The organism is Cryobacterium sp. TMT2-15-1 (genome assembly GCF_004402345.1).
Taxonomy (GTDB): Bacteria; Actinomycetota; Actinomycetes; order Actinomycetales; family Microbacteriaceae; genus Cryobacterium; species Cryobacterium sandaracinum.
Genome location: NZ_SOGD01000059.1, coordinates 1 through 20,856 on the forward strand (window position 1 = coordinate 1; position 20,856 = coordinate 20,856).

Annotated in this window: 25 protein-coding genes; 10 read left to right on the forward strand and 15 right to left on the reverse strand. The window is 62.2% G+C overall.

What is annotated here, in order from left to right; genetic code table 11:
* Positions 1-96: 96 nt before the first annotated feature.
* The 3 genes from E3O62_RS15330 to E3O62_RS15340 all read right to left on the reverse strand — a co-directional run bounded on the left by E3O62_RS15330 (position 97) and on the right by E3O62_RS15340 (position 2,478).
* Complete coding sequence (locus E3O62_RS15330) at positions 97-375, reverse strand: hypothetical protein (protein ID WP_134399075.1); 279 nt, start codon at positions 373-375, stop codon at positions 97-99.
* Between the two features lie 587 nt (positions 376-962).
* Complete coding sequence (locus E3O62_RS15335; protein WP_134399076.1) at positions 963-1,919, reverse strand: hypothetical protein; 957 nt, start codon at positions 1,917-1,919, stop codon at positions 963-965.
* A complete protein-coding gene (locus tag E3O62_RS15340; RefSeq protein WP_134399077.1) occupies positions 1,885-2,478 on the reverse strand; it encodes an RNA polymerase sigma factor in 594 nt (197 codons plus the stop codon). Before E3O62_RS15340 ends, E3O62_RS15335 begins: the two co-directional genes overlap by 35 nt.
* Before the next feature lie 307 nt (positions 2,479-2,785).
* Between E3O62_RS15340 and E3O62_RS15345 the strand changes: the two genes are divergently transcribed.
* The 3 genes from E3O62_RS15345 to E3O62_RS15355 are packed head-to-tail and all read left to right on the forward strand — an operon-like array spanning position 2,786 to position 6,194.
* Positions 2,786-3,313 carry a PadR family transcriptional regulator gene (locus E3O62_RS15345; protein ID WP_134399078.1) on the forward strand — a complete coding sequence of 176 codons (528 nt, stop codon included), beginning with the start codon at positions 2,786-2,788 and terminating at the stop codon, positions 3,311-3,313.
* Positions 3,310-4,023, forward strand: a complete 714-nt coding sequence (locus tag E3O62_RS15350) for an ABC transporter ATP-binding protein (protein ID WP_134399079.1) — start codon at positions 3,310-3,312, stop codon at positions 4,021-4,023. The genes E3O62_RS15345 and E3O62_RS15350 overlap by 4 nt, the downstream gene beginning before the upstream one ends.
* Positions 4,020-6,194, forward strand: a complete 2,175-nt coding sequence (locus tag E3O62_RS15355) for an FtsX-like permease family protein (RefSeq protein ID WP_134399080.1) — start codon at positions 4,020-4,022, stop codon at positions 6,192-6,194. The genes E3O62_RS15350 and E3O62_RS15355 overlap by 4 nt, the downstream gene beginning before the upstream one ends.
* Positions 6,195-6,256: 62 nt before the next feature.
* Here E3O62_RS15355 and E3O62_RS15360 read toward each other — a convergent pair whose 3' ends face one another.
* The 7 genes from E3O62_RS15360 to E3O62_RS15390 form a co-directional block, all read right to left on the reverse strand.
* Complete coding sequence (locus tag E3O62_RS15360; RefSeq protein ID WP_134399081.1) at positions 6,257-6,667, reverse strand: hypothetical protein; 411 nt, start codon at positions 6,665-6,667, stop codon at positions 6,257-6,259.
* Positions 6,654-6,848 carry a helix-turn-helix transcriptional regulator gene (locus tag E3O62_RS15365; RefSeq protein ID WP_134399082.1) on the reverse strand — a complete coding sequence of 65 codons (195 nt, stop codon included), beginning with the start codon at positions 6,846-6,848 and terminating at the stop codon, positions 6,654-6,656. Before E3O62_RS15365 ends, E3O62_RS15360 begins: the two co-directional genes overlap by 14 nt.
* Before the next feature lie 851 nt (positions 6,849-7,699).
* Positions 7,700-8,599, reverse strand: coding sequence for a phosphotransferase (locus tag E3O62_RS15370; RefSeq protein WP_134399083.1), 900 nt, complete (start codon positions 8,597-8,599; stop codon positions 7,700-7,702).
* Between the two features lie 53 nt (positions 8,600-8,652).
* Positions 8,653-9,186: a zeta toxin family protein gene (locus E3O62_RS15375; RefSeq protein ID WP_166786514.1), complete on the reverse strand. Its 534-nt coding sequence runs from the start codon at positions 9,184-9,186 to the stop codon at positions 8,653-8,655.
* Between the two features lie 98 nt (positions 9,187-9,284).
* Positions 9,285-10,142 carry an alpha/beta fold hydrolase gene (locus tag E3O62_RS15380; RefSeq protein WP_134399085.1) on the reverse strand — a complete coding sequence of 286 codons (858 nt, stop codon included), beginning with the start codon at positions 10,140-10,142 and terminating at the stop codon, positions 9,285-9,287.
* Between the two features lie 33 nt (positions 10,143-10,175).
* Complete coding sequence (locus E3O62_RS15385; RefSeq protein WP_134399086.1) at positions 10,176-10,538, reverse strand: GntR family transcriptional regulator; 363 nt, start codon at positions 10,536-10,538, stop codon at positions 10,176-10,178.
* On the reverse strand, positions 10,535-11,572 hold the full coding sequence (locus tag E3O62_RS15390; RefSeq protein ID WP_134399087.1) for a hypothetical protein: 1,038 nt from the start codon (positions 11,570-11,572) through the stop codon (positions 10,535-10,537). The genes E3O62_RS15385 and E3O62_RS15390 overlap by 4 nt, the downstream gene beginning before the upstream one ends.
* Before the next feature lie 167 nt (positions 11,573-11,739).
* Here E3O62_RS15390 and E3O62_RS15395 point away from each other — a divergent pair, with 167 nt between their 5' ends.
* Positions 11,740-12,153 carry a GNAT family acetyltransferase gene (locus E3O62_RS15395; protein ID WP_134399088.1) on the forward strand — a complete coding sequence of 138 codons (414 nt, stop codon included), beginning with the start codon at positions 11,740-11,742 and terminating at the stop codon, positions 12,151-12,153.
* Between the two features lie 131 nt (positions 12,154-12,284).
* Here E3O62_RS15395 and E3O62_RS15400 read toward each other — a convergent pair whose 3' ends face one another.
* Together E3O62_RS15400 and E3O62_RS15405 are read right to left on the reverse strand one after the other, a co-directional pair.
* On the reverse strand, positions 12,285-12,851 hold the full coding sequence (locus tag E3O62_RS15400; protein WP_134399089.1) for a GrpB family protein: 567 nt from the start codon (positions 12,849-12,851) through the stop codon (positions 12,285-12,287).
* A 123-nt stretch (positions 12,852-12,974) separates the two neighbouring features.
* Positions 12,975-14,384, reverse strand: a complete 1,410-nt coding sequence (locus E3O62_RS15405) for a CoA transferase (RefSeq protein WP_134399090.1) — start codon at positions 14,382-14,384, stop codon at positions 12,975-12,977.
* Between the two features lie 552 nt (positions 14,385-14,936).
* On the opposite strand from E3O62_RS15405, the gene E3O62_RS15410 reads away from it, so the two are divergent.
* A complete protein-coding gene (locus E3O62_RS15410; protein ID WP_134399091.1) occupies positions 14,937-15,635 on the forward strand; it encodes a hypothetical protein in 699 nt (232 codons plus the stop codon).
* 77 nt (positions 15,636-15,712) lie between these two features.
* Positions 15,713-16,174: an RNA polymerase sigma factor gene (locus tag E3O62_RS15415; RefSeq protein WP_241973542.1), complete on the forward strand. Its 462-nt coding sequence runs from the start codon at positions 15,713-15,715 to the stop codon at positions 16,172-16,174.
* Here the strand turns inward: E3O62_RS15415 and E3O62_RS17620 are convergent.
* Positions 16,134-16,562: a GNAT family N-acetyltransferase gene (locus E3O62_RS17620; RefSeq protein WP_134399093.1), complete on the reverse strand. Its 429-nt coding sequence runs from the start codon at positions 16,560-16,562 to the stop codon at positions 16,134-16,136. The genes E3O62_RS15415 and E3O62_RS17620 overlap by 41 nt on opposite strands.
* Here E3O62_RS17620 and E3O62_RS16710 point away from each other — a divergent pair.
* A complete protein-coding gene (locus E3O62_RS16710) occupies positions 16,479-17,030 on the forward strand; it encodes a hypothetical protein (RefSeq protein WP_166786512.1) in 552 nt (183 codons plus the stop codon). The two genes, E3O62_RS17620 and E3O62_RS16710, sit on opposite strands and share 84 nt — an antisense overlap.
* A 110-nt stretch (positions 17,031-17,140) precedes the next feature.
* On the opposite strand, the gene E3O62_RS15430 is transcribed toward E3O62_RS16710, so the two are convergent.
* Positions 17,141-17,674, reverse strand: coding sequence for a hypothetical protein (locus E3O62_RS15430; protein ID WP_134399095.1), 534 nt, complete (start codon positions 17,672-17,674; stop codon positions 17,141-17,143).
* A 284-nt stretch (positions 17,675-17,958) separates the two neighbouring features.
* Between E3O62_RS15430 and E3O62_RS15435 the strand changes: the two genes are divergently transcribed.
* Positions 17,959-18,336 (forward strand): hypothetical protein, encoded by a 378-nt coding sequence (locus E3O62_RS15435; RefSeq protein WP_134365052.1) that lies wholly within the window; start codon positions 17,959-17,961, stop codon positions 18,334-18,336.
* 75 nt (positions 18,337-18,411) lie between these two features.
* Positions 18,412-18,882, forward strand: a complete 471-nt coding sequence (locus E3O62_RS15440; RefSeq protein WP_134399096.1) for a hypothetical protein — start codon at positions 18,412-18,414, stop codon at positions 18,880-18,882.
* 270 nt (positions 18,883-19,152) lie between these two features.
* On the opposite strand, the gene E3O62_RS15445 is transcribed toward E3O62_RS15440, so the two are convergent.
* Positions 19,153-20,061, reverse strand: coding sequence for a hypothetical protein (locus tag E3O62_RS15445; RefSeq protein ID WP_166786515.1), 909 nt, complete (start codon positions 20,059-20,061; stop codon positions 19,153-19,155).
* A gap of 181 nt (positions 20,062-20,242) precedes the next feature.
* Between E3O62_RS15445 and E3O62_RS17370 the strand changes: the two genes are divergently transcribed.
* Positions 20,243-20,374, forward strand: a complete 132-nt coding sequence (locus E3O62_RS17370) for a hypothetical protein (RefSeq protein WP_255573898.1) — start codon at positions 20,243-20,245, stop codon at positions 20,372-20,374.
* Positions 20,375-20,856 lie beyond the last annotated feature (482 nt).

Here is a 20,856-nt window from a genome sequence, read left to right on the forward strand (position 1 = left end):
CTCCGCCGCGTGACAACGGGCACAAACTTCCGATAACCTAACCCCGCGACCTGGGGAGCTTCGATGAGCAGGACTGGGGAATTTCGCTGAGCGCCGTCAACCCGCCGGAGAAGCGATCTGTTCCAGGTCCTTGACCGTAACCCCTGTGTCTGCCTGCCAACGACGGGCGATGCTGGGACAAGGGTTAGTACTCATGCACAGGAACTGTTCACGGCGGACAATGTCGTCCAGCGGCTTCCAGCCCTCAGGGATTGCCAACAGTGACACCTGGGAAACGAACTCGTCGGTGACCCGGTCCTCAAAGGACCTGACGATGAAGAACGCAGACACAGCAAGAACAGTGACGCCAACCAAGATCGCACCAAGAATCTTCACGCCATCCCCCAATGAGCCGAAGCAGACCATGAAACTCGTTGCAGGCTGCCCTGCACAGCTGCCTGCATCGTATCGGGCGAACGGCACGAGAGTCTCTAGTAGAACGTCTCCTGCACGTCTGCTCGCACGCGGTTTCAGCGAAACGGGGCATGGCCTGGCTCTCAGATCCGGGTGCCGCCGAAGGACGGTTCCCCGCATTCGTTTTGCCGAAGTGGGGGAGCGGCTAATGATCGCGCCCGGGGCCCGCGAGGGAACCCTCTGCGGGACGGTGACTGCAGTCCTGGACTTTAGGCGAGTCCGCCTGTCAGCGCATGCGCCCATCGCTGAGTAAAGAAGCGAAACGGAGATCCGCCTGTTCGCAGCGTCTGCAAAAACGGCGAGTAGGACCTCCTCCTTGTCTGTGACAACGACCTGGGGCACCCGCAGACCGGAAGCTGTGCGCCTTAACGCCTTCCAATTGCCCTGGCCCGGCGGCGGTCAACGCCGCCGGGTGGTTGTCGTCTCCGGGGCCGACGGAAGTGGGACCGGGATAGAGTACGTCGGCGGGAGATCGACTGCGGCTGGGTTTACCTCGTGACTCGGAGTGCTCATGGCGCCGTGTCCACCACGGTGGTCTCGATCGCAGTCAGCGACATCTCCTCATTGAGTCCCCACCCGAAGAGAGTGGCGCCGCTCATGGCTCGTTCACCAATGACGAGTCCGGTGTCGGGATCGATGATGATTTCTTGGCGTTGCCCTGCTCTGAGCATCTCGTTCCGGCCGATCGCGATTCCTGTCACGCCGTCGAGATTCGCGACGTTGTCGGTGGCCGTAACTCCGGGAATACGAGAGAGAGCATCGAGGAGAGCTGCGCGCTGTGGCGCCGGAACGAGACCGGACCGGAGGATGTCCGTGATGCGCACGAAGTTGTCCTCGTTCCGGGATGCCGATCCACCGCTGTACTGGGCGTTGATCCACTCATACGCTGCGATGCCGTCGAGGGGGATGTCCGCGTAGTCGACGTTCACCCACGAAGAATCCGGGCCATAGAATTGCCCGTCGACTGCTCGGATTGTCTCGATCGACTCTCCGGTGGATATGCCCGGCATGCTGCCCCAATCGCGGTAGAGCGTCCATTCCGCCTCGGGATCGGCGGGCATATAGACGTCCAGGATCTGATCGTTCGGCTCGCATCCGCTGTCATCGCAGACTCCCCAGCGAGCGTGCGTGTTCGAGCGCAGGAACTGACCGGAACCAGCCACGAGGTCTGCATATTGGATGGTCTGGGTGGCCGCGGACTGCAGGATGTCACTCGCGTAGGCCGTCTGCGCGTTCAGAGTGACGTTGCCCGCCACAAGGACGGCTGTCATTGTGGCGGCCACTCCGGCAGCGGCCCAGGTCAGCCTTGGCAGCCAGGGCCGCTTCTTTTGATGCTGCGCTGCCGCGTGAGTTGCGTCGCCGTCCGCGATGCGGCCGAGAAGCGCTGCCCGCCCCGCAGCGAACGCTGTCGGGCTCGGTTCGTGCGAGTCGTCACGCGTGTTGCGGAGCAGTGTCAGTTCGTCCATAGTCCGTCTCCTGTTCAAGGGTGTCGATGCCTGCGGCGCGGCGCAGTTGGCGCCGTGCCCGATTTAGTCGTGAGCGCACTGTTCCGACCGGTACTTGCATCGCTGCGGCGATCGAGGCGTAATCGAGGTTGCCCCACGCGTAGAGCAGCAGGGTGTCGCGATCGATCTCAGGCAGTCGCCACAGCGCTTTCGCCAACCGCTGGGTGAGGCGGTGAGCGTCGATACGTGAGCCGGCCAGGTCGATGAGGTCGGGGACAATCTGCGCCGCGAGGTCCGCAGTCATCCCCTTCCACGCCGTCGCCTCCAAGCGGACATGTTTGCGCATCAGTCGAGTGGCAATTCCCAGCAACCACGGGCGCGCATCGACCACCGTCAAGTCGTAGGCTGCCCGCCGCTCGAATGCCACCAGGAACGTCTCCGACATCACATCGTCCGCAGCGTGGTCGCCCAGTCGTTGTGCGGCATACCGGTAAACGGATGTCGCGTGACGGTCGTACAACGTCGCGAACACGGCCGGGTCACGCGCCGACCGTTCTATTACGTCGCTATCAGAGCTCATATCCGTATTGCTCGATTCCATCAATTGGGTTCACACCAATCTTGCTGGGTGAGATCAATTACACGCGGAGGCGTTCTCTGGCGGACTCGTCCATGCCTCGATGAACTGGATGCTGTCCCAGTGGAAGCACTGCACCCCTCGGCGCAGGGGCTCGACGCCGACGCTCGGCGCCCACACGGGGCGCAAGAACCGTGTTGAGACTTGCGGTATGGGGCTGGTACCAACTCCGCGGAACGCTAGAGCTGCTCGGGCGGGGAGTGGTCCCCGCTATACACCGGAAGTATACCTGTCCTGTATAGTTGCGAGTATGGACAATACGCAGACGCTACTGGGGCTCCTCGGAACCGGCCCGAGCTATGGCTATGACCTGAAGCATGGCTATGACCGCTACTTCGGTTCGGAGAAGCCCTTGGCGTTCGGGCAGGTATACGCGACTCTCGCGCGTCTCTTGCGCGACGGCCTGATTGACCTGCTGGGTGAACAAGCTGGAAGCGGCCCTGACCGTAAACGGTATGAGATCACGAAGGTCGGACGCGCCCGGGTGGCCGCGTGGATGTTCACACCCGACGCTCCCGAGCCGTTGCTGCAGAGCAATTTGTTCGCGAAGACCGTGATTGCGTTGCTCTTGGGCGATGACGCGGATCTCCTGCTGGACGTGCAGCGAGCTGAGCACATGAGACGGCTCCGCGAATTGACGGCGGCAAAACGCGGGGCTGATCTAATGAAGGTCCTGGTCTGCGATCATGCAATGTTTCACATCGAAGCGGACCTGCGCTGGATCGATTTGACGAGCGCTCGGTTGACGGAATTGCGGAAGCAGGTGACTGGCGCATGAGCGGTCAACTGCCCGAATTGGTGTCGCCGGTGCTGTCTGGTCGTAGCCTTCGGGTGACGTTCGGGCCGACTGAAGCGCTTCGCGGCGTGGATATCGATATTCATGCCGGCGAGATCGTCGCGGTCATGGGGCCGTCGGGATCGGGGAAATCCACGTTGCTGCATGTTCTCGCCGGTGTCCTCAAGCCCGATTCCGGGACCGTCACCTACAACGAGACCGACCTCACGGGACTAGACGAGGCTGCGCGTTCCGCGGTGCGGCTTGGTGAGTTCGGGTTTGTGTTTCAGTTCGGTCAACTGTTGCCGGACCTGACTGCGATCGATAACGTCACCATTCCCCTGCTGCTCACGGGCATGAAAAGGCGCCAGGCCCTGCGTCAGGCACAGTCCTGGCTTGAGCGCCTGGGGTTGGAAGGACACGCTGGCAAGCTCCCGGGCGAGCTTTCGGGCGGTCAGGCGCAGAGAGTTGCGATTGCGCGCGCCTTGGTGACCGCTCCCAAAATCGTCTTCGCTGACGAGCCGACAGGATCGCTGGATTCTTTGTCTGCCGAGACCGTGATGGTGACCTTGACCGAGTTGGCTCGGGCGACGGGAACCACCGTGGTGATCATCACCCATGACCCTCGGACAGCCTCGTATGCGGATCGGGAGATCATCGTCCGAGATGGCAGAATTGCTGCCGGCCGGATCGCGGAAGCAGCCCGGCGATGAACTTCGAACTCACGAAACTCCTCACCATGAATAACCGGGAATCGAAGAAACGTCTGGTGGGGGTCTCCGCCGGCATCGCCGTCGGGGTGGCGTTGTTGCTCCTCATTTGGGGTGCGTACAACGGAATGCAACAGCGAGAACTCCGCTCCGCCTGGACACAACTCGGCGGCCGATCTGCAGTGCAGGTGAGCACCACGACCGACCCGCTCACCACAGGTCACGCACTCGCCTTCGTTTCAGGGGACTACTACCAGGGGAACGCCATCACCCGCGTCACGGTCGCCGCCCTGCCCGGGTCCACAGTCCGGATCCCGGGAACCGAGCATTTTCCCGAACCTGGAACCTACTTTGCTTCTCCCGCCCTCGCGGAACTCATCAATGCGGTGCCCGCTGATCAGCTCGGTGACCGGTATGGCACCTCTAGCGGAGAGGTGCCGGACGCCGCTCTCGCAAGTCCGGATTCGCTCGTCGTTATCGTCGGGCAAACACCCGAGAGCCTCGCCGCCGAGCCTGGCGCCGTTGTCGTCAGCGAATTTACTGGACGTGCGTTCGGGGGAAATTGGGCTTACCTGACCCTCGCGATCATCGGTGGGATCGCCATCCTCATCCCGGTGCTTCTCCTGGTTAGTATCGTGACCGGGCTCGGGGCGACCGAACGGAGGGAACGGTTTGCCACTCTTCGACTCATCGGCGCGACACCAACAGTGGTGGCGCGCATCGCAGCGACCGAGACCGCTGTGACAGGTGCCATCGGCGCCCTGGCCGGGGCGACGTTAGCGCTCCTACTGGCACCACTGGCTGCGCGGGTACCAGTCGATGGATCCACGTTCTTTGTCGCCGACATCCTCGTCGACCCAATCAGCGCCACTGTCGTTGTGGTCGCCACAGTCGCCGTGACGACTGCCGTCGCCTGGTGGCGCGCACGCCGTGCGGGTTTCGGACCGCTCGGCAACTCAAGACAACAGCACGAGCGTCCACCACGAGCCCTCTCGCTCGTCCCATTGGTTACCGGAGTTGCAGCGCTGGTTTCGACCGCGATCGCGCCGAGCAACGGCCTAATCATTCCCGGCGCCCAGCTCATCATCTTGGTCGGTTTCGTGCTGACAACTACTGGGCTCGTGATCGCGGGACCGTACCTCACCTTCTTGACGAGCCGGATGGCAGCACGGTACACGCGCAGCGCAGCCGGGGTGGTTGCCTTCAATCGCATCCGTCGTCTTCCGCGGACGACCTTCCGATCCGTCAGCGGACTGGTCATCGCCCTTTTCCTCGTCTCAGTGTTCGCCACAGCGGTGACGACAGTCCAAGAAGCCACCGCGGTGGCCGACGATGCCGAGCACCTCTCGATGTCCACGTTGATCAACCGGCCCACCGCCGAGCCAACAGAGCAGCAGCTCGCGGCCCTCAGCCACGCGCCCGGTGTGGCACACGTCGGGCTCGCCTACTTCAGGATGCTCGAGATGGATGGGCCGTTTTTCAGCCGGACCGACGCACAGCAGTTGGGTCTCATCCCCGCCTCGCAACGTGCGACCATCACAACCGAGTTCGTGGCCGTGAATCCTGGCTTCGAGGCCAACGAGCCCATCGGTGTCACAGCAGCACCAGGCATCAAGCGAGGCGATCTGGTGAACCCGATCTTGCTCATCGCCACTGACGGCACCCCGGCCGGCCTTGAGCAGGCTCGCACAGTTGCCATTCTCAGCGGCATCGAGTTCTACACTGTGCCCAGTACGCGGGCGGAACTGCAAAGCAATTACATGGCCACTCTCGGGAGTAGTTTTGCCGGTCTGGCCAACCTCGGAATCTTGATCACCGCCCTCATCTCGGTGATCTCACTCGCCGTAGCGACCATCGGAGGCATCCTCGACCGACGTCGTGTGATCGGCCTGCTCCGACTCATGGGCATGCCCGTTCGAACCCTTCGCCGCATCATTGCCAGCGAGACTGCACTTCCCTTGGGGGCCGTTTTCGGCGCGTGTATCGCCCTCGGTGTCACTGTCGCCTGGGCGCTCGTGGCCGGACTCTCCAACGGGAAACGTGCCATCGATTGGCCCGGACCCTCCTACTACATCGTCATCACACTCAGCGTGATCCTCGCCGCACTCTCCGTGCTGACAACGTTCAAGAGCGCTGAGAAAAATACAGGCATCACGACCACACGATACGAATAGCCGACCAGAGAAGCGGACAGGCAAACGCCTTCATCGGGGACCGCCGGACCTTAAGATGATGCCTACTGCTGCTTTCGCGTGACATAGCTGTTCGCTGCGGCCCAAGACCCGAACAAGACAACGAATTGCACGAGCGCGATGTACTCCGCACCGAGGGCATCCGTGAAGAGCGTGACGAGAACCGTGACGACCGTCAGCACTAATGCGACGATCCCAACGATCCCGAATGCCTGCAGGGCAAGCGATCGATCTCGCTCATCGAGGTACTTCATCGAGTTGAGCCGGTCCACGTCCGACGCGTCGTCCGGCCGGCGAAAAATGCGAACGATGTTCCAGGTCGCACTTCCTGCCACCGCCAGGATGACGATCAGAAAGACCAGGTTTCCCGTCACCCAAATGAGTGCGCCGGCGGCAACTATTGCGGCAACCACGACGCCGATATTGAGAGCTAGCGCTCGGTCAGTCTTCGACATAGAAAATCTCCTCTACGGGCCGATTGAAATAGCGGGCAATGCGCACAGCAAGAGTCAGAGATGGGTCATACCGACTGGTCTCGATCGCGTTGATGGTTTGACGCGAAACCTTCAGGATGCTTGCCAGTGCAGCCTGCGAAAGCCCCGATTCGATTCGCAGTTCTTTGAGCGCACTTCTCATATGTCAAGCGTACTTGTCACACCCGGACAATGACAAGTTAGCTTGTCACCTAACGGCGGCAAACCGCCCGCAAGACGGACGTTCATGGACGCAGATTCGGCGCCAAGTCGCAGGACTTCCGAAGTCTCGGGGGAGTGGCGTTCGGGAACCCTGTGCGGGCTGGCCTGCCCACAACGCCGTCCTGTTTTTCCGGAAGGCCCGAGGCTGTTGACAAGTTCGCTGTCGCGGGACGAGCCTGTGAAGGTGATGACACCTGAGAGAAGCCCTACGGCTCTTGTGCCCTGTGGGACGGGTGATGACGACCTCGAGGTCGTTGCCTGGGGTGGTCCTACCGGGGAATGGCTCGAAACCACCGAGGCGGTTCGACCGAGCCCCAACCTCGAATACTTCATTCGCACTATGCACCGTGAGGGGATGCGGCCGATGGGGCACGGGGCCGGTGTCTCTCTGGATGGCCGTATTCAAGGTGCTGCCCGAACGGCGGTGATGGACTTGTTTCTGTCGGCGATCCCGCCGGAAGAACCTGGGCCCGAGTCGATCGCTGCCGTCGAGGAGGCCATGGGCCGCGCAGACGAACTCGGCGATCAAGTTCTCAACCGGGACGTATGGTCTCTGGATCGGCTGGATGTTGACGATCGAGTCTTTGCTCTGCTCGTACTCCGCGTTCCAGAAGGATTCGCTGCGGTTGCCGATATCGGTCCGTGCTTTGTCGGAGCCTACGGTCGATCGCAGCCACCAGCGTGGCGTTGGACCTTCCGGCGAGCCGCAGAACTGCACTCCTCCCTGTGAGTCCAACGTCCGATCTGACCCGCGGGGGAACCTACTGCGGGCCGAGTTCCGTGCGGCGGTGCTTATTCAGTCAGTAGCCGTTCCAAGGTTTGTAACGCTTGGCTAAAGAACACCGGATTGGTGTGTTCGTAGTAATGCAGGCCGCCAATCGCCATCTCGAAAGCCCAACCGCGTCCGCGCTCCTGGGCCGCAACGTCGAGCCCCATTGCGGTGATGAATGTACTGCGTGCCGGTTCCTCGAAGAGAACCCACGCAGGTTGGAGATCAGCAGCCGGATCGCCAACTGCCGGCGTTCCAACATCCACCATGCCCGTGAGCACTCCGTCGTTCATGAGGAAATTACCAGGCATGGGGTCGCCATGGATGCGCAGCGGAGGGTCGATATGTGGTCGGGCTGAAAGCGCCCGCTCCCACACGGCCGTCGCCCTAACCCGATCGATGAGATGGGCTGATCGGTCAATCGACTCCCGCACCCAGGTCGTGTCGGCGAGCGGGCTTCCTCCTCGACCAACGCCATTCCATGGCAGACCGACCGACGGCAACGACTGAATCGATCCGATCACGGTTGCGAGGTCAGTCGCGAGACGAACATCCCGAGACACTGTTAATCGGTCGAGTGATCTTCCAGGCAACCATGTCCATAGGGACCAGACACCCGCGTACCCTTCAAACGGTTCACCCACACCAATCGGCTGTGGCACCGCGATGTCGAGAATGTCGGTGAGAATGATCGCGTGCTCCTGTTCACTGCGAACACTCTCTCGTGCGACATCCGAATCGGTCGGCACGAGCGGCAGTCGGGCGACGACGTGCTCACCGACACGAAACGGCGCGACAACGGTGCCGGCTGACTCGACATGCTCCACGGGCAACCCAGCGAAATCGCTAAACTGCGCCGCGATCGCCGCGGCCACTTCGCCCGCAGCAAGCTCCACTTGACCCTCATGCATCACATAGTCCATCCTCACGCACGCGACGTCGCTGAGAGGAACCCTCAACGGAACGTTCGAGGACGCTAGTGGCCGGTTGCTCGTGCCGCTGCGATATCGGCTGCTATCCGGTCTATGGTCGCGTTCTCAGCCCATGACGAATCGATTCGCGCTTCTGAGACGAAAGTCAGAGGCTGCCAGCCGTGGTACCAGTCCTTCATCTCGGCACTGCCAAAGGAGACTGACTTCGCACGCGTGACGTGTCGGCTCGACGTCTCCGCGAGGGTGAGATCGCAGGCGTAGAAGAGGCTGGCCCCCGTTGTCTCGTGACTGAGTTGTTTGAGCATGGATTCGTAGCGTGTGGCATTCAGGATGCCTTCGATGATGACGACGAGCCCTCGTTTCAGGCATGTCGTTGCTGCTTGTTCCATCAGATTGATGTTGAGCGCACCGGCAACATCGCCTTCTCGCAACACCGTTCGACGAAAATAGTCTTGTTCAAGTAGTGCGCAGTCGCCGGCGGCGAATCGTTCTTGTACGCCCTTAGCGACCGTCGACTTTCCAGACCCGGAGTTGCCGCGGAGAACAACCAGGACAGGGCGTAACGATGAGGTAGCCACCACGCAACGCTAACGGTGATCTAAGCCCGCCCGCCCCGCTAAAGAGCAAACCCACGAATGGGCCCTTTTCTGGGCGATCAGCCTCTCGTCGTCGCCGCTTAGGGCGACTGCTCGAGGAACGTGTCGATCGTTCTCCGGAAGGCAGCCGGCTGTTCGACCCATGGGTAGTGCCCACTGCCTTCGATGACCACGCATTCACCTGCGGGGAAGAGGCGTGTCAGCGCGGCCATCGGCGCTAATCCGGTGAGGCAGTCCTCGGCTCCGGCAATCACCAACACGGGGGCCTTCACCTGCCCCAGCCGCGCCGCGAGGTCGCGCGGTGGGGCGACACTGAAATACGCCTTCGTGGCGGGTAAGCTCCAACGCCCAGTGGTCGCATGGGATCGCTCGGTTGCACCCCAGGTTGAGTATCCTGCCGGCGCTGACTCCTGTTGCCAGGCGTTGAACCCGTCATCGTCAACCGTCTGGGGCCCCGCTTTCAAAGCTGCGAAAGCGGCTTCGAAAACCGAATCTCCGCGCCGCTTCTCGCTGAGCGTATGGGCATCGGATGGCTCATCGACGAGATAAGCCGCCGGAGGAGTGATCAGTACCAACCGGGCAACGCGGAGCGCGAACTGCGCCGCGTAGGCAATGGCCAATCGCGTCCCCGCCGAGTGAGCCACCAGCACGACGCGATCAAGGCCGAGATGAACGCGCAGGTGTTCGATGTCGTCGGCTTGAGTCCAGAACGACCCCAGCTTTTCCTGGTTGGGCGCGGCCGTGCGTCCGACACCTCGCAGGTGGGGCACGATGAGGCGGTGCCGATCGCTGAGCCCGGCCAGATCACCAAGGTAGCTGGGGTGGCGGGCCGCTCCTCCGGCAAGGACAATAACCGGGCATTTGTCGCCGTCGCTGCCCGTGTGGCGCACGTCATCGTAGTGAAGTGCTGAACCGTCGTAGCTTTCGTAGCTTGGCATCACTTGACGGTACACGGCACACGAAAGGGAACGTCATGCGGGCGGGTGCGTCGCCTCTGTTCGCCAGACTGCGCGGAGGATTGCGATGGTGTCTTCGAGGGTGACGAGTGCGCCTTCGCTTGCTTCGGCGAGGGCGCGGGCGTGCTCGATGACCGCCTGTGGAGCCCGGGATGCGCCAGGGGCCACGCGGGTGCCGGCGGCGGTGCGGGTGACGATGAGTCCGTCGCGTTCCAAAGATTTGTAGGCCTTTGCGGCTGTGGCCTGTGCGACGCCGAAATCTCTGGCGGTTTGTCGGACGGTTGGCAGGCGTTCGCCGTCCCCGAGTTGTCCGGAGCGGATCGCTCCGCGGAAGAGCGCATCGATTTCATCCGCAGAGCTCGGCGTGGTCCCGGTCATCGCCGTGGTCCGGTGGTCGAGACTTCATACTCCGGTGTTGCGAGGCGTGAGCGTCGTGTCGCGAGTGCGGCTCGGGCGGTGTCGACCGCAAGTCGGAGGAGGAACGCGACTCCGCCAGCCTGGAGTGCATAGCCCAGGAGGTTCATGGGACGGGCGATCGCGTCGTAGCCGCCGGCTACGAGAATGCGCGGATAGGACTGATTGTCGGATACCCACTGCTCGTCCAAGCCGACCAGAGCTTGCCCGGAGGAACCGGTGTGCATCCACACGGCTCCGAGCGTTGTGATGAGTCCACCGAGCAGGATGAACGTGAACAGTCGAGCGGTTGGCTCTCGTTCCGAGCGCACGCTGGAGGCGGTCGATCGGGCGAACACGGGCCGGTTGGCGTCCGTGTGCAGCACGGCGAAAAAGACGGTGCAGGCCAGTGCCAGCGCCACGAGAGTGGCGAGATGGTTCGGCCATCCTGCCCCGGACAGGTAGCCGTACCCGCTGTTGAAGCTCATGTAGATCGGCAGGTCAGTGTAGTCGGGAACGTTCCCAAAGAACGGTCCGTCTTCGGGCGCGGTCCTGGCGATCGCGATCTGCCATACGGCAGTCAGCGCGAGCAACGTCGCGGTGATTCCGGAGATCCAGAGCAAGGTGCGAGACGCGAACGCATGCCACGGGCGCCGCGGAACAATTGAACGCTCTCCCGGCGCGGGAAGTGGGATCCGTCGAAGGGCTACGGCCGCCGCAGCCACCACCAGTGTCGCCGCAAATAGCGGGGCCGGCCTGCGCCACCAACCGTCATACCCGGATGCGTCATAGGTCGACACTGCGATCGCGCTGACCGCCGTCGCGACGGCAACCACGAGTAATGAACCCGCGACTCCTGCCCAGGTGAGAGTTGCCGTGCGCCGCCCGGTCTGGGGGAGTGAAACCATCCGCCGGGGACGAACCCACGACAGAGCGAAGAGGACCAGGCCGAAGGTGATGGCCACTTCCAGAGGTAGCAGGTCTTGAACGGCGTGCACGAAGAGAAAGAGGAAGTTCATTTAGGCCCCCAGAAGATCGAATCCCTCGCGATCATCGCGAGCATTGTGCTGTAAAGGTAGCACAAGATTGTGCTATCGAAACAGTGCAAGTTGGCGCGGGACCATTCGTGTTCGATCGGGAACCTTATGCGGGCGCTGGATTGCGTAGGTGACGCCAAACTGGAGGTATGCAGATATGCGACCTAACTTCGGCGAATTTTGGAGCAGCGACGTCGCTCTGGATCAAAGCAGGGCTGACGCGCCCATGGAATCCACCCGAGCTCGACCTGCAGCGTGCCCTCGACGGCGTGACCTCGAAAGTGCTTGGCGCTTTCGACGTTGACGGCCGGTTGGTTGGAACCGTGATGGTCGGGCACGACGGACACCGCGAGTGGGTGTACTACCTAGCCGTCGATGAGACTCAGCGTGGGACAGGGTTGGGAAGACAGCTGATGACGGCAGCGGAAAACTGGCTGCGCGACCACGGCGCCGTGAAAGTTCAGCTGATGGTCCGTTCGACCAACGAAGCAGTACTCGGGTTCTATGAGCATCTCGGATACGCAGACTCCGATGTCCAAGTGCGTGCAAAGCGATTAACTTGAACCGCTTCGCTTTTTGATCTGAGAACTTGGGCGTTCCATTGGCTGAGAAACCAAGTGGGTCCGCTGCCGTGTGCCCAATGAGAGTGCCGGCATGGCGAACCTTCGCCGGGACGTGGTCCCCGGGGGACGGTTCAGCTGGTGGGCTGTCCTGCTCGCCAGTTGCGTGCACGGGTCAGTATCTGCTGGATGACTGCACTCTTGGCGTCGGCGTAGTGGTTCATGTCGCTCCAGATGTTCGCAGCGAGCGACCGCTTCGTGGATTCGTAAAGTGCACGGTCTGCAGCGCTGACCCGGAGCCAGTCGCGGAGGTCGAGGTAGTCGATTTGCTCAGCGGTCTCTGGCGGAAGAACGTGCACGTGGAAGTCCAACTCCGCCGTGCGGAGCATCCGGTGGCCGTGTTCTCGGACACGGAGCTGCAACCCGATGGATTCCATGGGCACAAGGTAGGACTCCTCGTCGTCAATGTTGGCCACGACAAGCAGCATGTCGATCACCGGTTTCGCAGCCAGTCCAGGGACTGAGGTCGAACCGATGTGTTCGACCGACAGCGCAGCTGGGCCCAGGGAGTCCTGGATCTTTTGAGCCATGGAAGCTGCTTTTGAGGGCCATGTGTCGTCGTGATCGACGATGACGATCGCCCGTTGCTCACGACCACCGATCAGGATGGTGTCGAGTTCCGTGTCTCTTGTCTGGTCCATCCAGCGAGTCTGGCACGACAGACTCGGCCGTCGAGGCTTAACTGAAGCCCGCCAGCAGGGGAACCCCCTGCGGGCGGTTCTCGTAGTGCTGCAGCTTCCGGTGGCGCACCCTTCGTGTGGGACTTATCGATGGACGTCGGCGGATCGTGGCTCGGCCCATTCCGGCTGGTCTGCTCCCCACGGGCGACCGATCCACCTGTAACTATCTGTGCCGTCGCTGATGCTGATCGCGGGCGCGGCGCAGGTGACGGTTCCTCCTGGCGTTTCTGTGTTCACGGTTTGGATCTCGTGTGGGCTGGCTTCGGTTGGCGGGGTGTGAGGTTGGGCGAGTAGCTCTTGAGCTACCCGGGCCAGTGAAATGTCGACGGTCCACCCGTGCCCGTCGAGGTGCCGACGTCGAAGTGCTGACATGATGCCGGCGGCAAGCAGGTACCCGGCGGAGTGATCCAGAGCCTGGGCGGGCAAAGCACCCGGTCTGCCGGCACCATCAGCGTGGATCCGGGCGATGCCGCTGGCTGCCTGGACGATACTGTCGAATCCACGACGCTCGGCCCAAGGTCCACTCAGCCCCCACGCGCTCACCCGGCCGATAACGAGTCCCGGATGGCGGTCGTGGAGTTCAACCGCGGACAGGCCGAACCGGTCGAGGCTGTTCGGCCTGTATCCCGTGACAACAACGTCGGCGTCGGTCAACAGCTGTGTGAGGCGGTCTCGATCCGGTTTGTAGCCGAGATCAAGGAGCGCTGAACGCTTCCCTTGCCCAGTATCGAGGTGCTGCCAGGGGAGTTCCGGCATGCCAGGGCTATCGAGGCGCAGGACATCTGCCCCGAAGAACGCGAGACTGCGCGTGGCCACCGGCCCGGCGATGACCCGGGTCAAGTCGAGAACCCGGACGCCCTGCAGCGGCGTGCAGCTGTCGGCCGACCCCAGACCATGGAGGCCTGACTCTCCGCCCTGGCGCTCCAGGCTGATGAAGGATTCCGATTTCAGGGCTGCGGCTTGAGGATGTCCTCTCCAATTGTGCGGGCTGCGAACCGCGTTGATGACGGCGCCAGAGTCTGCGGCTTCATCCTCCAGATCGAGGGCGCTGCGGCGCGAAATCGCGTGAGCGACAGCGTCGGCGGTGGCGGAGCCATCTAATCTCAGAAGTGAGCGCAAGGCCGTTTCGTGGTGGGGGTAGTTGGCGTGAGTGCGAACCCAGCCGTCGCTCGAGGCGAAGAAACCGGACAGGGACGCCCACGCAGGTGCGGGGTTCCCGTTCCACCTGAAGAGTTGGTCACTCCGGTAGGCGCCGGAAACAAGTTGCGGGGCAATGCTCACCTGCGGAACTTCGCTCGCATTCGGGTCGCGCACGCCCGTGCGGACAAGTTGCAGCAGCGAGGCCATGAGCTTGGTCGCCGCGACGCTGTCTGCGGCAAGACCCGCGACTGGCAGCGGCGAAGAAAGCGGCACGGGTCCGGCTGAACGAACGCGATCGCTTAACTCCGGGAGCTCCGCGGAATCGGAGAGAAACGTGCGGAGGAAGGTGCCCATCGGTTGCCTCCCACAAACCCTCGACCGTTCACGTGGGCGTGAAGCCAAACGATCATCGGTGGGCCCCACTTTATCCCCACCGCATGGATTCCAATTGATGATGTGAGTCCGAGCAATCAGGGGACGGAATCAAAGAGAGGAAAGCCGGCGATAGGCAGGCCCTCACGGTGATGGCTCCTTCAACGAACCCTCACGTCACAGAATGGGCGTCGGCGATCGGTTTGTGAGTTTTGGCGCGCTCTGGCGGCATTCTGTGATCGCTAAATGGCGCATCGAGCTACTGCCGCGAGACTCTAGAGCGGCCCACCGTCTCGTATCCCATGTGTTTCGACACACTTAGGTTATGAGCCATTTCACTCGATTTGACTGCAGCCGGAAGATATCTGGTGCCACGACTGTTGCGCGTTTCCATGATCCCCGAAGCCATACTAAGACGCTTAGAAGCGTGCGCTCATGCCCGTAAGTCGAGCCCATCAGGGAAACTTGTCGGACTGGCGGACGAAACGACGATAGCCGGACAGGTCATTAGTGAGACCCTTCTGAGGAGGAGCCATGACAAGAGATCCGCTCGACGAGCTGCTGGATCGTTCCGCACCGTACGCGCCAGAGGATGTGTCGGAATCCGTGACGACGGTCTATCAGGCGATGGCGCAGGATGCGCGGGCGCAGGTTCGAAGGCCACGACGGCGCTCCCACTACGCCATAAGTGCGGGGCTGACGGTAGTGCTCGCGGGCGGCGTAACAGCGGCCGCGGCGGCCGGCCTGTTCTCCTGGAGTGGTTGGGCGAGCGATCCTGACATCACCTATTCCTTCACGCTGCCAAGCGGTCGGCAGTGTGAAGAACGAATTCTCGTAAACGACAACGCCACAGCCGGGGACGGCCTCAGGACTCCCTCCGCAGGGGGAGCGGCGCTGAAGGACTGGGCAGATTCGGCCGATTTCGACTCGCTCATAGACGTGCGGGCGGAGGTGGCCGCCCTCGACCCCGCCGACGGACTGTCCATCGCCTTGAAAAAGTCGGGTGCGATCCAGCCGGACCCGACGGGGCCTGACGCCATCATGATCGTGCTGCGCGAGGCAGGTGGGATCGAGGTCGTCCCAAAAACCGTGCCAGGGCCAACCTCCGATGATCTCTACGCAAACGCGGTCGACACTGCGCTGCTCCGTCTGCTTCAACAAGAGGCGGTCAAGATCGGAGCTTCCAGCGACTGGTCCACTAATCTCCAGATGCAGTGCGAGCCCTCCCAGTGACCCGCCCCGACTCAATTGCGGCGGAACTCACCTCAAACGCGCCGGCACTGCTTAGATATCTCGTCCGGAGGGTCGGAGTGGATGACGCCGCCGACCTACTAGGGGAAACAATGGTCGTTGCGTGGAGACGTGCGCGTGAATTTCCCCAGCAACCCGAGCGCGCACGAATGTGGTTGTTCGGGATCGCTCGCGGTGTCCTGCAAAACCATGCCAGGGGAGAACGGAGACGATGGGCTTTGGCGGACCGCCTTCGTGGGGAGTTGCGGCCCGCGGAATACCCGTCCGCCGATGCGGGCGATGAGGTAAGAGATGCCGTTGAACGCCTCGATGCCGATTTGGCTGAAATTGTCCAGCTCGTTCACTGGGAGCACCTCACGCTTGCGGAGGCGAGTGAAGTTCTCGGCATCCCTGCTTCTACGGCTAGAGGCCGCTACCAGCGCGCCCGCGAACAACTCCGCTCCAGCCTCAACGACACGATCACGCAGGACGAGCGCCGCGTCAAGGCGACATCCTCCACAGAGCCTCGGGCGTGTCCGTAAGGCGGACCTTCATGGGGCACAGAATTCGCCGCCATGGCTTCGAGCCGGCATTGAGCAGCTGAGTGGCATTTTGGAACCCTTGACGGGCGGACCTCCTTTCGTGCCGGCCCTCGCGTTGAAAACCAGCGCGCTCAGCGGCACGCCACGAGCCTTCGTTCCAGGGCTCCACGTATAGCTCGAGCCGGTGCAGTTGCCCGAGAGTCCGAGCCCAGTCGACAACGGCGTCGATCGCGTCGGCGGCGTATCCGCGGTTTCGAGCGGAGGGTCGAATCCAGTAGCCGACGCTCACGCATCCGTGACACTCATGTTCAACACAGAGGCCGATTTGTCCCACGGCAACGTCATTCTCGTCAGCGATAGCGAAGGAATACCCCGTCCGAGTGTGCAACCGTTCGAGTGGAAGTGGTGGCTGCCAACGAGAACGATTCTTGAAGCCCTAACGCCTGTCCTCACCTTCCTTCCCGTTCACCTGTATAGTCTGACTCCGCGCCTCAAGAGACGGTTCCTCATGAACACAGCTTCCAGTGTCAAGCGGCCAGTGGCCCGGTGGCGATTCGTTTGGAGCTACATCTGTCTAGGCGTCGCCGTAGCTGCAACCGCCTACCTGATCTACAACTATTCGGTCCAGATCCCTAAGCTGCTGAAGTCGAACCCGGCGGACCCGGGTTGGGCGTCGCTCGGATTCTTTATGACCCCGATCATCATCGGTCCGTTCATGGTCATACCTATGATCGCCTCGATCATCCTGAGGTGGACATGGCTGAACATCACCGGCCTTGCAGTCATGCTGATGCTGCTTCCGGTTCCGTACGTGTTTGATGCGGTTGGGGTAACCAGACCTTTCTTGGAGCTTTAATTCCTGCCCCAACATGTCTACGCGTTGCCTCGTTAAACCTGAACATTGACTCGGAACGACTCGAGGAACCCTCTGCGGGCGCCCTCCTGACTTGGGTGACGTTTGCGCCTTCAGGCTGGAATGGTGAGGCCGATTGGGCCGGCCTCGGCAGGTCCGCCGCATCGTTGTGTGCCGCCCACGCGAACCCAATTGAGTGAAACGTCCCGCTCAGCGAGGACCTCTCCGCTTTCCGAGAGGGCACGCAGGACCGCTTTGTCCGGCGCTGCCATTTCCATCGAGATATTCCAGGTGCTGTCATCGATCTTGGTAGCGAAATAGGGGATTCGAGTTACTGAAGGCTCTGGCGTAAAAGTCTCGAGTTGCTGGGGATCGAGGGTTTCAAGGCCGACGGGGTCGTCTGACTGCTGCAGGACCGGTGCGGGTACCGAACACACGCCGTCTGCACACAACTCCACGACGCTGACGTCTTCTGTTCGGCCTTCGAGCTTGACCTCTACGGTGTTGTTCCACGCGATTGCCGGGCACGCATAGACAACGGAGCAGCCGGGCAATGCCAGGGTCAAAAGAAACGCAGCGCCGAGACCCATCAACCGTTTTCGTGTCGACGTTGCGGCACCCATTTCATCCTCTTCGTTGAATGTCATTGGACAACAGCTTTTTAGCGTTTTCATCCGGACGGCGACCCTGCGTGAACGAGTCGTCCGGGAACTGCGGATGCGTCGGGAAGAGCGAAACCGCCGGCATCCCCCTCATGACTACTGGGATTCGAGGTCTGGTACGCCGAGCCTCCCACGTGGTCTGTACTGTCGAGCCCATCGTCACCAAGTCGTGATCCTGGGGATGTGGGCCGGTGTGAGGCGCTAGTAGTGTCGACACCAATCGACCTGGGGGGAACCAGATGAATCGCTGCTCAATAGGCCTTTTCGCGGTGGCCGCGTCACTGTTGCTCTTGACCGGCTGTTCGGGTTTTGCTGAACCGGGGCCCGACAGCACGGGCACTCCTACTCTCAGCCCGCCAGAACTCCCCGAGGGCTTCAAAGATCGCGGCGACGGCGTTGCGACGCGCTTCGTCGACGAGGAACAGTGCGGACAAGGCAGATGCAGCCAGATTGAGATCTACGCATACGATTCTTGCTCCAGCGGCGTGTACGTCAGGGCAGACACCATGGACGAGTCTGGTGTCGTAGTCGGATTCAGTAACGGGTTCACTGGCTCTCTCGCCAAAGGCGACAAAGCCATTGCCACCTTGCCAATCCACGAGGATGCCGCGACTGACGTGAAAATCACCAAAGTGAAATGCCACTAAGCGGTAAGACAATCGGCCGTGACGATTCAGTAACGAGGTGAACTGGATTCCCGCAGCGCTCGATACACTCGCGAAATGATACGCACCCGCGTCCGCCTGTTAGCGATCCTCGCGCTGGGCACATCGATGGCTGGTTGTTCTATCGATGGCGGCGATGATTGTCTTGCGGTTGCTTGGGCAAGCAAAGTGTCAGTTGAGCTGACGGGCGACACTGGCGACGTTACGACCATTGAGCTGCTCTGCGACGGCAGCCCTTGTCAAGACGGGACGGTAGAGCGCTTGAAGGGGCTCGAGAACCCGAATGAACCCACACCGGTTCCCACCGCAGACGTGACGGATGCCAACGTGACCCAGGTCGACGGCGATACCTGGACTACGTCATTTATGCTCGACGTTCCTGACCGGGCAACGGTTCGTGCCATCGCATCAAACGGTGAGGTGCTCGCGGAGCGCGATGTGATCTTTGAATGGAAACGCGTCGGCGGCTCGGAGCTCTGTGGCGGACCCATGGAAGCTGAACCGATCACTCTGGATATCCGGCCCTAAATCACAAGCGATTGCGCGGGTGTAGCAGGTTGCTCTCCGGCAGCAGCAGTAACGGGCGGCAAGCAGGTGTGGCTCCGGATGCGGGCTGGACTGGGTCGACGAGGACCGGACACTTCTGCATCGTTGCGATTCATCAGGGGGGTGCCAGATCGCCCATAAGTCGGGCGTCCACGGCAGCAGATTCGGCGCCAATTCGCCGAGGTTCCGAGGTCCCGGGGGAGTGGCGTCACCGTGGTCGCGTATCCTCAGGGGTCTTGCCGGGTAGTTTGTCTAGCCGCTCGTCCAGGCGTCCACGCTGATGTCGAACCCGGCAGCACCGCAGGCCGCGCTGACACCGGTCAGGGCTTGACCCCACTCTGGCGACAGCGGATCGATTGGCTCGTTGGCCGCCGACGGCAACAGGTCCTTCAAGGCCTCCACCTGGTCGGCCACCGCGGAGCCGGGCACGGTGTCCACTTGGGCCGTCAGTCGCGCGACGAGCCGGGCGGCCCCTTCGAACTCCTGCTGCAATGAGGGCTCTGCGAGGAGCGAACCGTGCACATTGTGCATAAATGTGAAAACGTCACTCACCTGCGCGCACGTTTCCTCCACGGTCACAGTGGCGGCGGGAGGCGACGCGGTGACGAGCGAGGCATCCGTTTGAGTGCCGACGACGAAACCGACACCAAGTGCGATAAGGATGCCGAGAATCAGGAGGGCGTTGCGGCTGCGTCTCCCGCCGGGCAGCGCGGTCTCGTCGAGTGGCTCCTCAACAAGCTGTTGGAACGAACCCTTGGAACTCACCTCGTGCACTGTCCGGGGACCAGCCACACTCGGTGCCGCCGGTGGGCCGGGGGAGCGGGCCGGCTGGGTGACGGCCCCGGATTCTGCCGACCTGACCGCGATGGCAATCGCGGCACGGTCGGCGGCAACTGTGGCCTGCAGCTCCCGCAGGGCGAGGGTGGCCTGTGGATCGCCAACGGAGTCGCCGTTCGCAGAGAAAACGCGCTTCTGAAGGTCGCGCAGCTGGTTGGCCGGGGACGGTGTGCCATCCGGTGCTGCGTCCGCGGGGTGTGCCGCCCACCAGAGAGCGTTGAGCACGTGCTGGTCGCCTGAATAGGCGACCCGCACCGCCGCCAGGAAGGCCGGATCACGCTGCGCTCGAGCGAAAATGTCTTCGTCGCCGTGGCCACGCACCAATGAGAGCCCCCAATCATTTATTCGGCCAGCATGGCACAGTGCCCGCGCCCCGCGCCGCCGCGCCCGCCGGTGCGCCGCCAGCCGGCGTCGCGGGGGAGCTGCGCTGCTTCGCGGCAGGCGTGCCACGCGCTCAGCGGCGCACGATGCGCGCAAGACGGATTCTGCGGTACCGGCCCCACGAATGCCGCAGACCGGGGAGATGAAGGACCTGGCCCTCGACAGTGACGGCCCCGTGTGCCCAGCGTGCTGGGCCGAGATGACCAAGGTCCAGGACGCCAGCCCGCTGCCGAAGTTCCTCGGTCTGGGTCAGTAGCCGAATCCGCTGAGGCGCTGCTGGTCGTTTACGGTCGATACTCTTTCGGCGGCGGCGATGTTGGCAGGTCGCCTGGGGCAGCTCGGCCTCCGAAAGTCATGGTGGCGATCGAGGACAGCCCGGCACCGATGCCCTTGGCGAGGAACGACAGGATTGCCCCAAGGACTTGCCATAGCCCAGCATGGCCACGTGACTGTGTCATGCGGTACCTCAATCTCTGGGTCGTGTGCGTCTCGGCGTCGAAAGCCTGCACGATCGCGCAGCTACTTTTCGGCGCGTGCTTACCACTCTACGAGGGTGGTCAACGTGTGACCAGTAGGCACAAGTACAAGATCGTCTGTACGTCTACCCGGTGTCACCAGCAGCTAAAAGAGCGTGACATTCTGCCGTCACGCGTGGACTCATCCGCTGTCCCGCAAGCCGGACGTCCACAGACGCAGATTCAGCGCCAATTTGCCGAGGTCCCGAAGTCTCGGGGGAGT

Excerpts from the sequence above, each read along its gene's own strand:
- E3O62_RS15335 (WP_134399076.1), bottom strand. The coding sequence starts at position 1,919 with ATGGACGAACTGACACTGCTCCGCAACACGCGTGACGACTCGCACGAA.
- E3O62_RS15350 (WP_134399079.1), top strand. The coding sequence starts at position 3,310 with ATGAGCGGTCAACTGCCCGAATTGGTGTCGCCGGTGCTGTCTGGTCGT.
- E3O62_RS17370 (WP_255573898.1), top strand. The coding sequence starts at position 20,243 with ATGCCGCAGACCGGGGAGATGAAGGACCTGGCCCTCGACAGTGACGGC.
- E3O62_RS15370 (WP_134399083.1), bottom strand. The coding sequence starts at position 8,599 with ATGGACTATGTGATGCATGAGGGTCAAGTGGAGCTTGCTGCGGGCGAA.
- E3O62_RS16710 (WP_166786512.1), top strand. The coding sequence starts at position 16,479 with ATGTTCAACACAGAGGCCGATTTGTCCCACGGCAACGTCATTCTCGTC.
- E3O62_RS15360 (WP_134399081.1), bottom strand. The coding sequence starts at position 6,667 with ATGTCGAAGACTGACCGAGCGCTAGCTCTCAATATCGGCGTCGTGGTT.
- E3O62_RS15345 (WP_134399078.1), top strand. The coding sequence starts at position 2,786 with ATGGACAATACGCAGACGCTACTGGGGCTCCTCGGAACCGGCCCGAGC.
- E3O62_RS15410 (WP_134399091.1), top strand. The coding sequence starts at position 14,937 with ATGACAAGAGATCCGCTCGACGAGCTGCTGGATCGTTCCGCACCGTAC.
- E3O62_RS15340 (WP_134399077.1), bottom strand. The coding sequence starts at position 2,478 with ATGAGCTCTGATAGCGACGTAATAGAACGGTCGGCGCGTGACCCGGCC.
- E3O62_RS15385 (WP_134399086.1), bottom strand. The coding sequence starts at position 10,538 with ATGACCGGGACCACGCCGAGCTCTGCGGATGAAATCGATGCGCTCTTC.
- E3O62_RS15430 (WP_134399095.1), bottom strand. The coding sequence starts at position 17,674 with ATGACATTCAACGAAGAGGATGAAATGGGTGCCGCAACGTCGACACGA.
- E3O62_RS15365 (WP_134399082.1), bottom strand. The coding sequence starts at position 6,848 with ATGAGAAGTGCGCTCAAAGAACTGCGAATCGAATCGGGGCTTTCGCAG.
- E3O62_RS15405 (WP_134399090.1), bottom strand. The coding sequence starts at position 14,384 with ATGGGCACCTTCCTCCGCACGTTTCTCTCCGATTCCGCGGAGCTCCCG.
- E3O62_RS15390 (WP_134399087.1), bottom strand. The coding sequence starts at position 11,572 with ATGAACTTCCTCTTTCTCTTCGTGCACGCCGTTCAAGACCTGCTACCT.
- E3O62_RS15380 (WP_134399085.1), bottom strand. The coding sequence starts at position 10,142 with ATGCCAAGCTACGAAAGCTACGACGGTTCAGCACTTCACTACGATGAC.
- E3O62_RS15440 (WP_134399096.1), top strand. The coding sequence starts at position 18,412 with ATGATACGCACCCGCGTCCGCCTGTTAGCGATCCTCGCGCTGGGCACA.
- E3O62_RS15395 (WP_134399088.1), top strand. The coding sequence starts at position 11,740 with ATGCAGATATGCGACCTAACTTCGGCGAATTTTGGAGCAGCGACGTCG.
- E3O62_RS15400 (WP_134399089.1), bottom strand. The coding sequence starts at position 12,851 with ATGGACCAGACAAGAGACACGGAACTCGACACCATCCTGATCGGTGGT.
- E3O62_RS15355 (WP_134399080.1), top strand. The coding sequence starts at position 4,020 with ATGAACTTCGAACTCACGAAACTCCTCACCATGAATAACCGGGAATCG.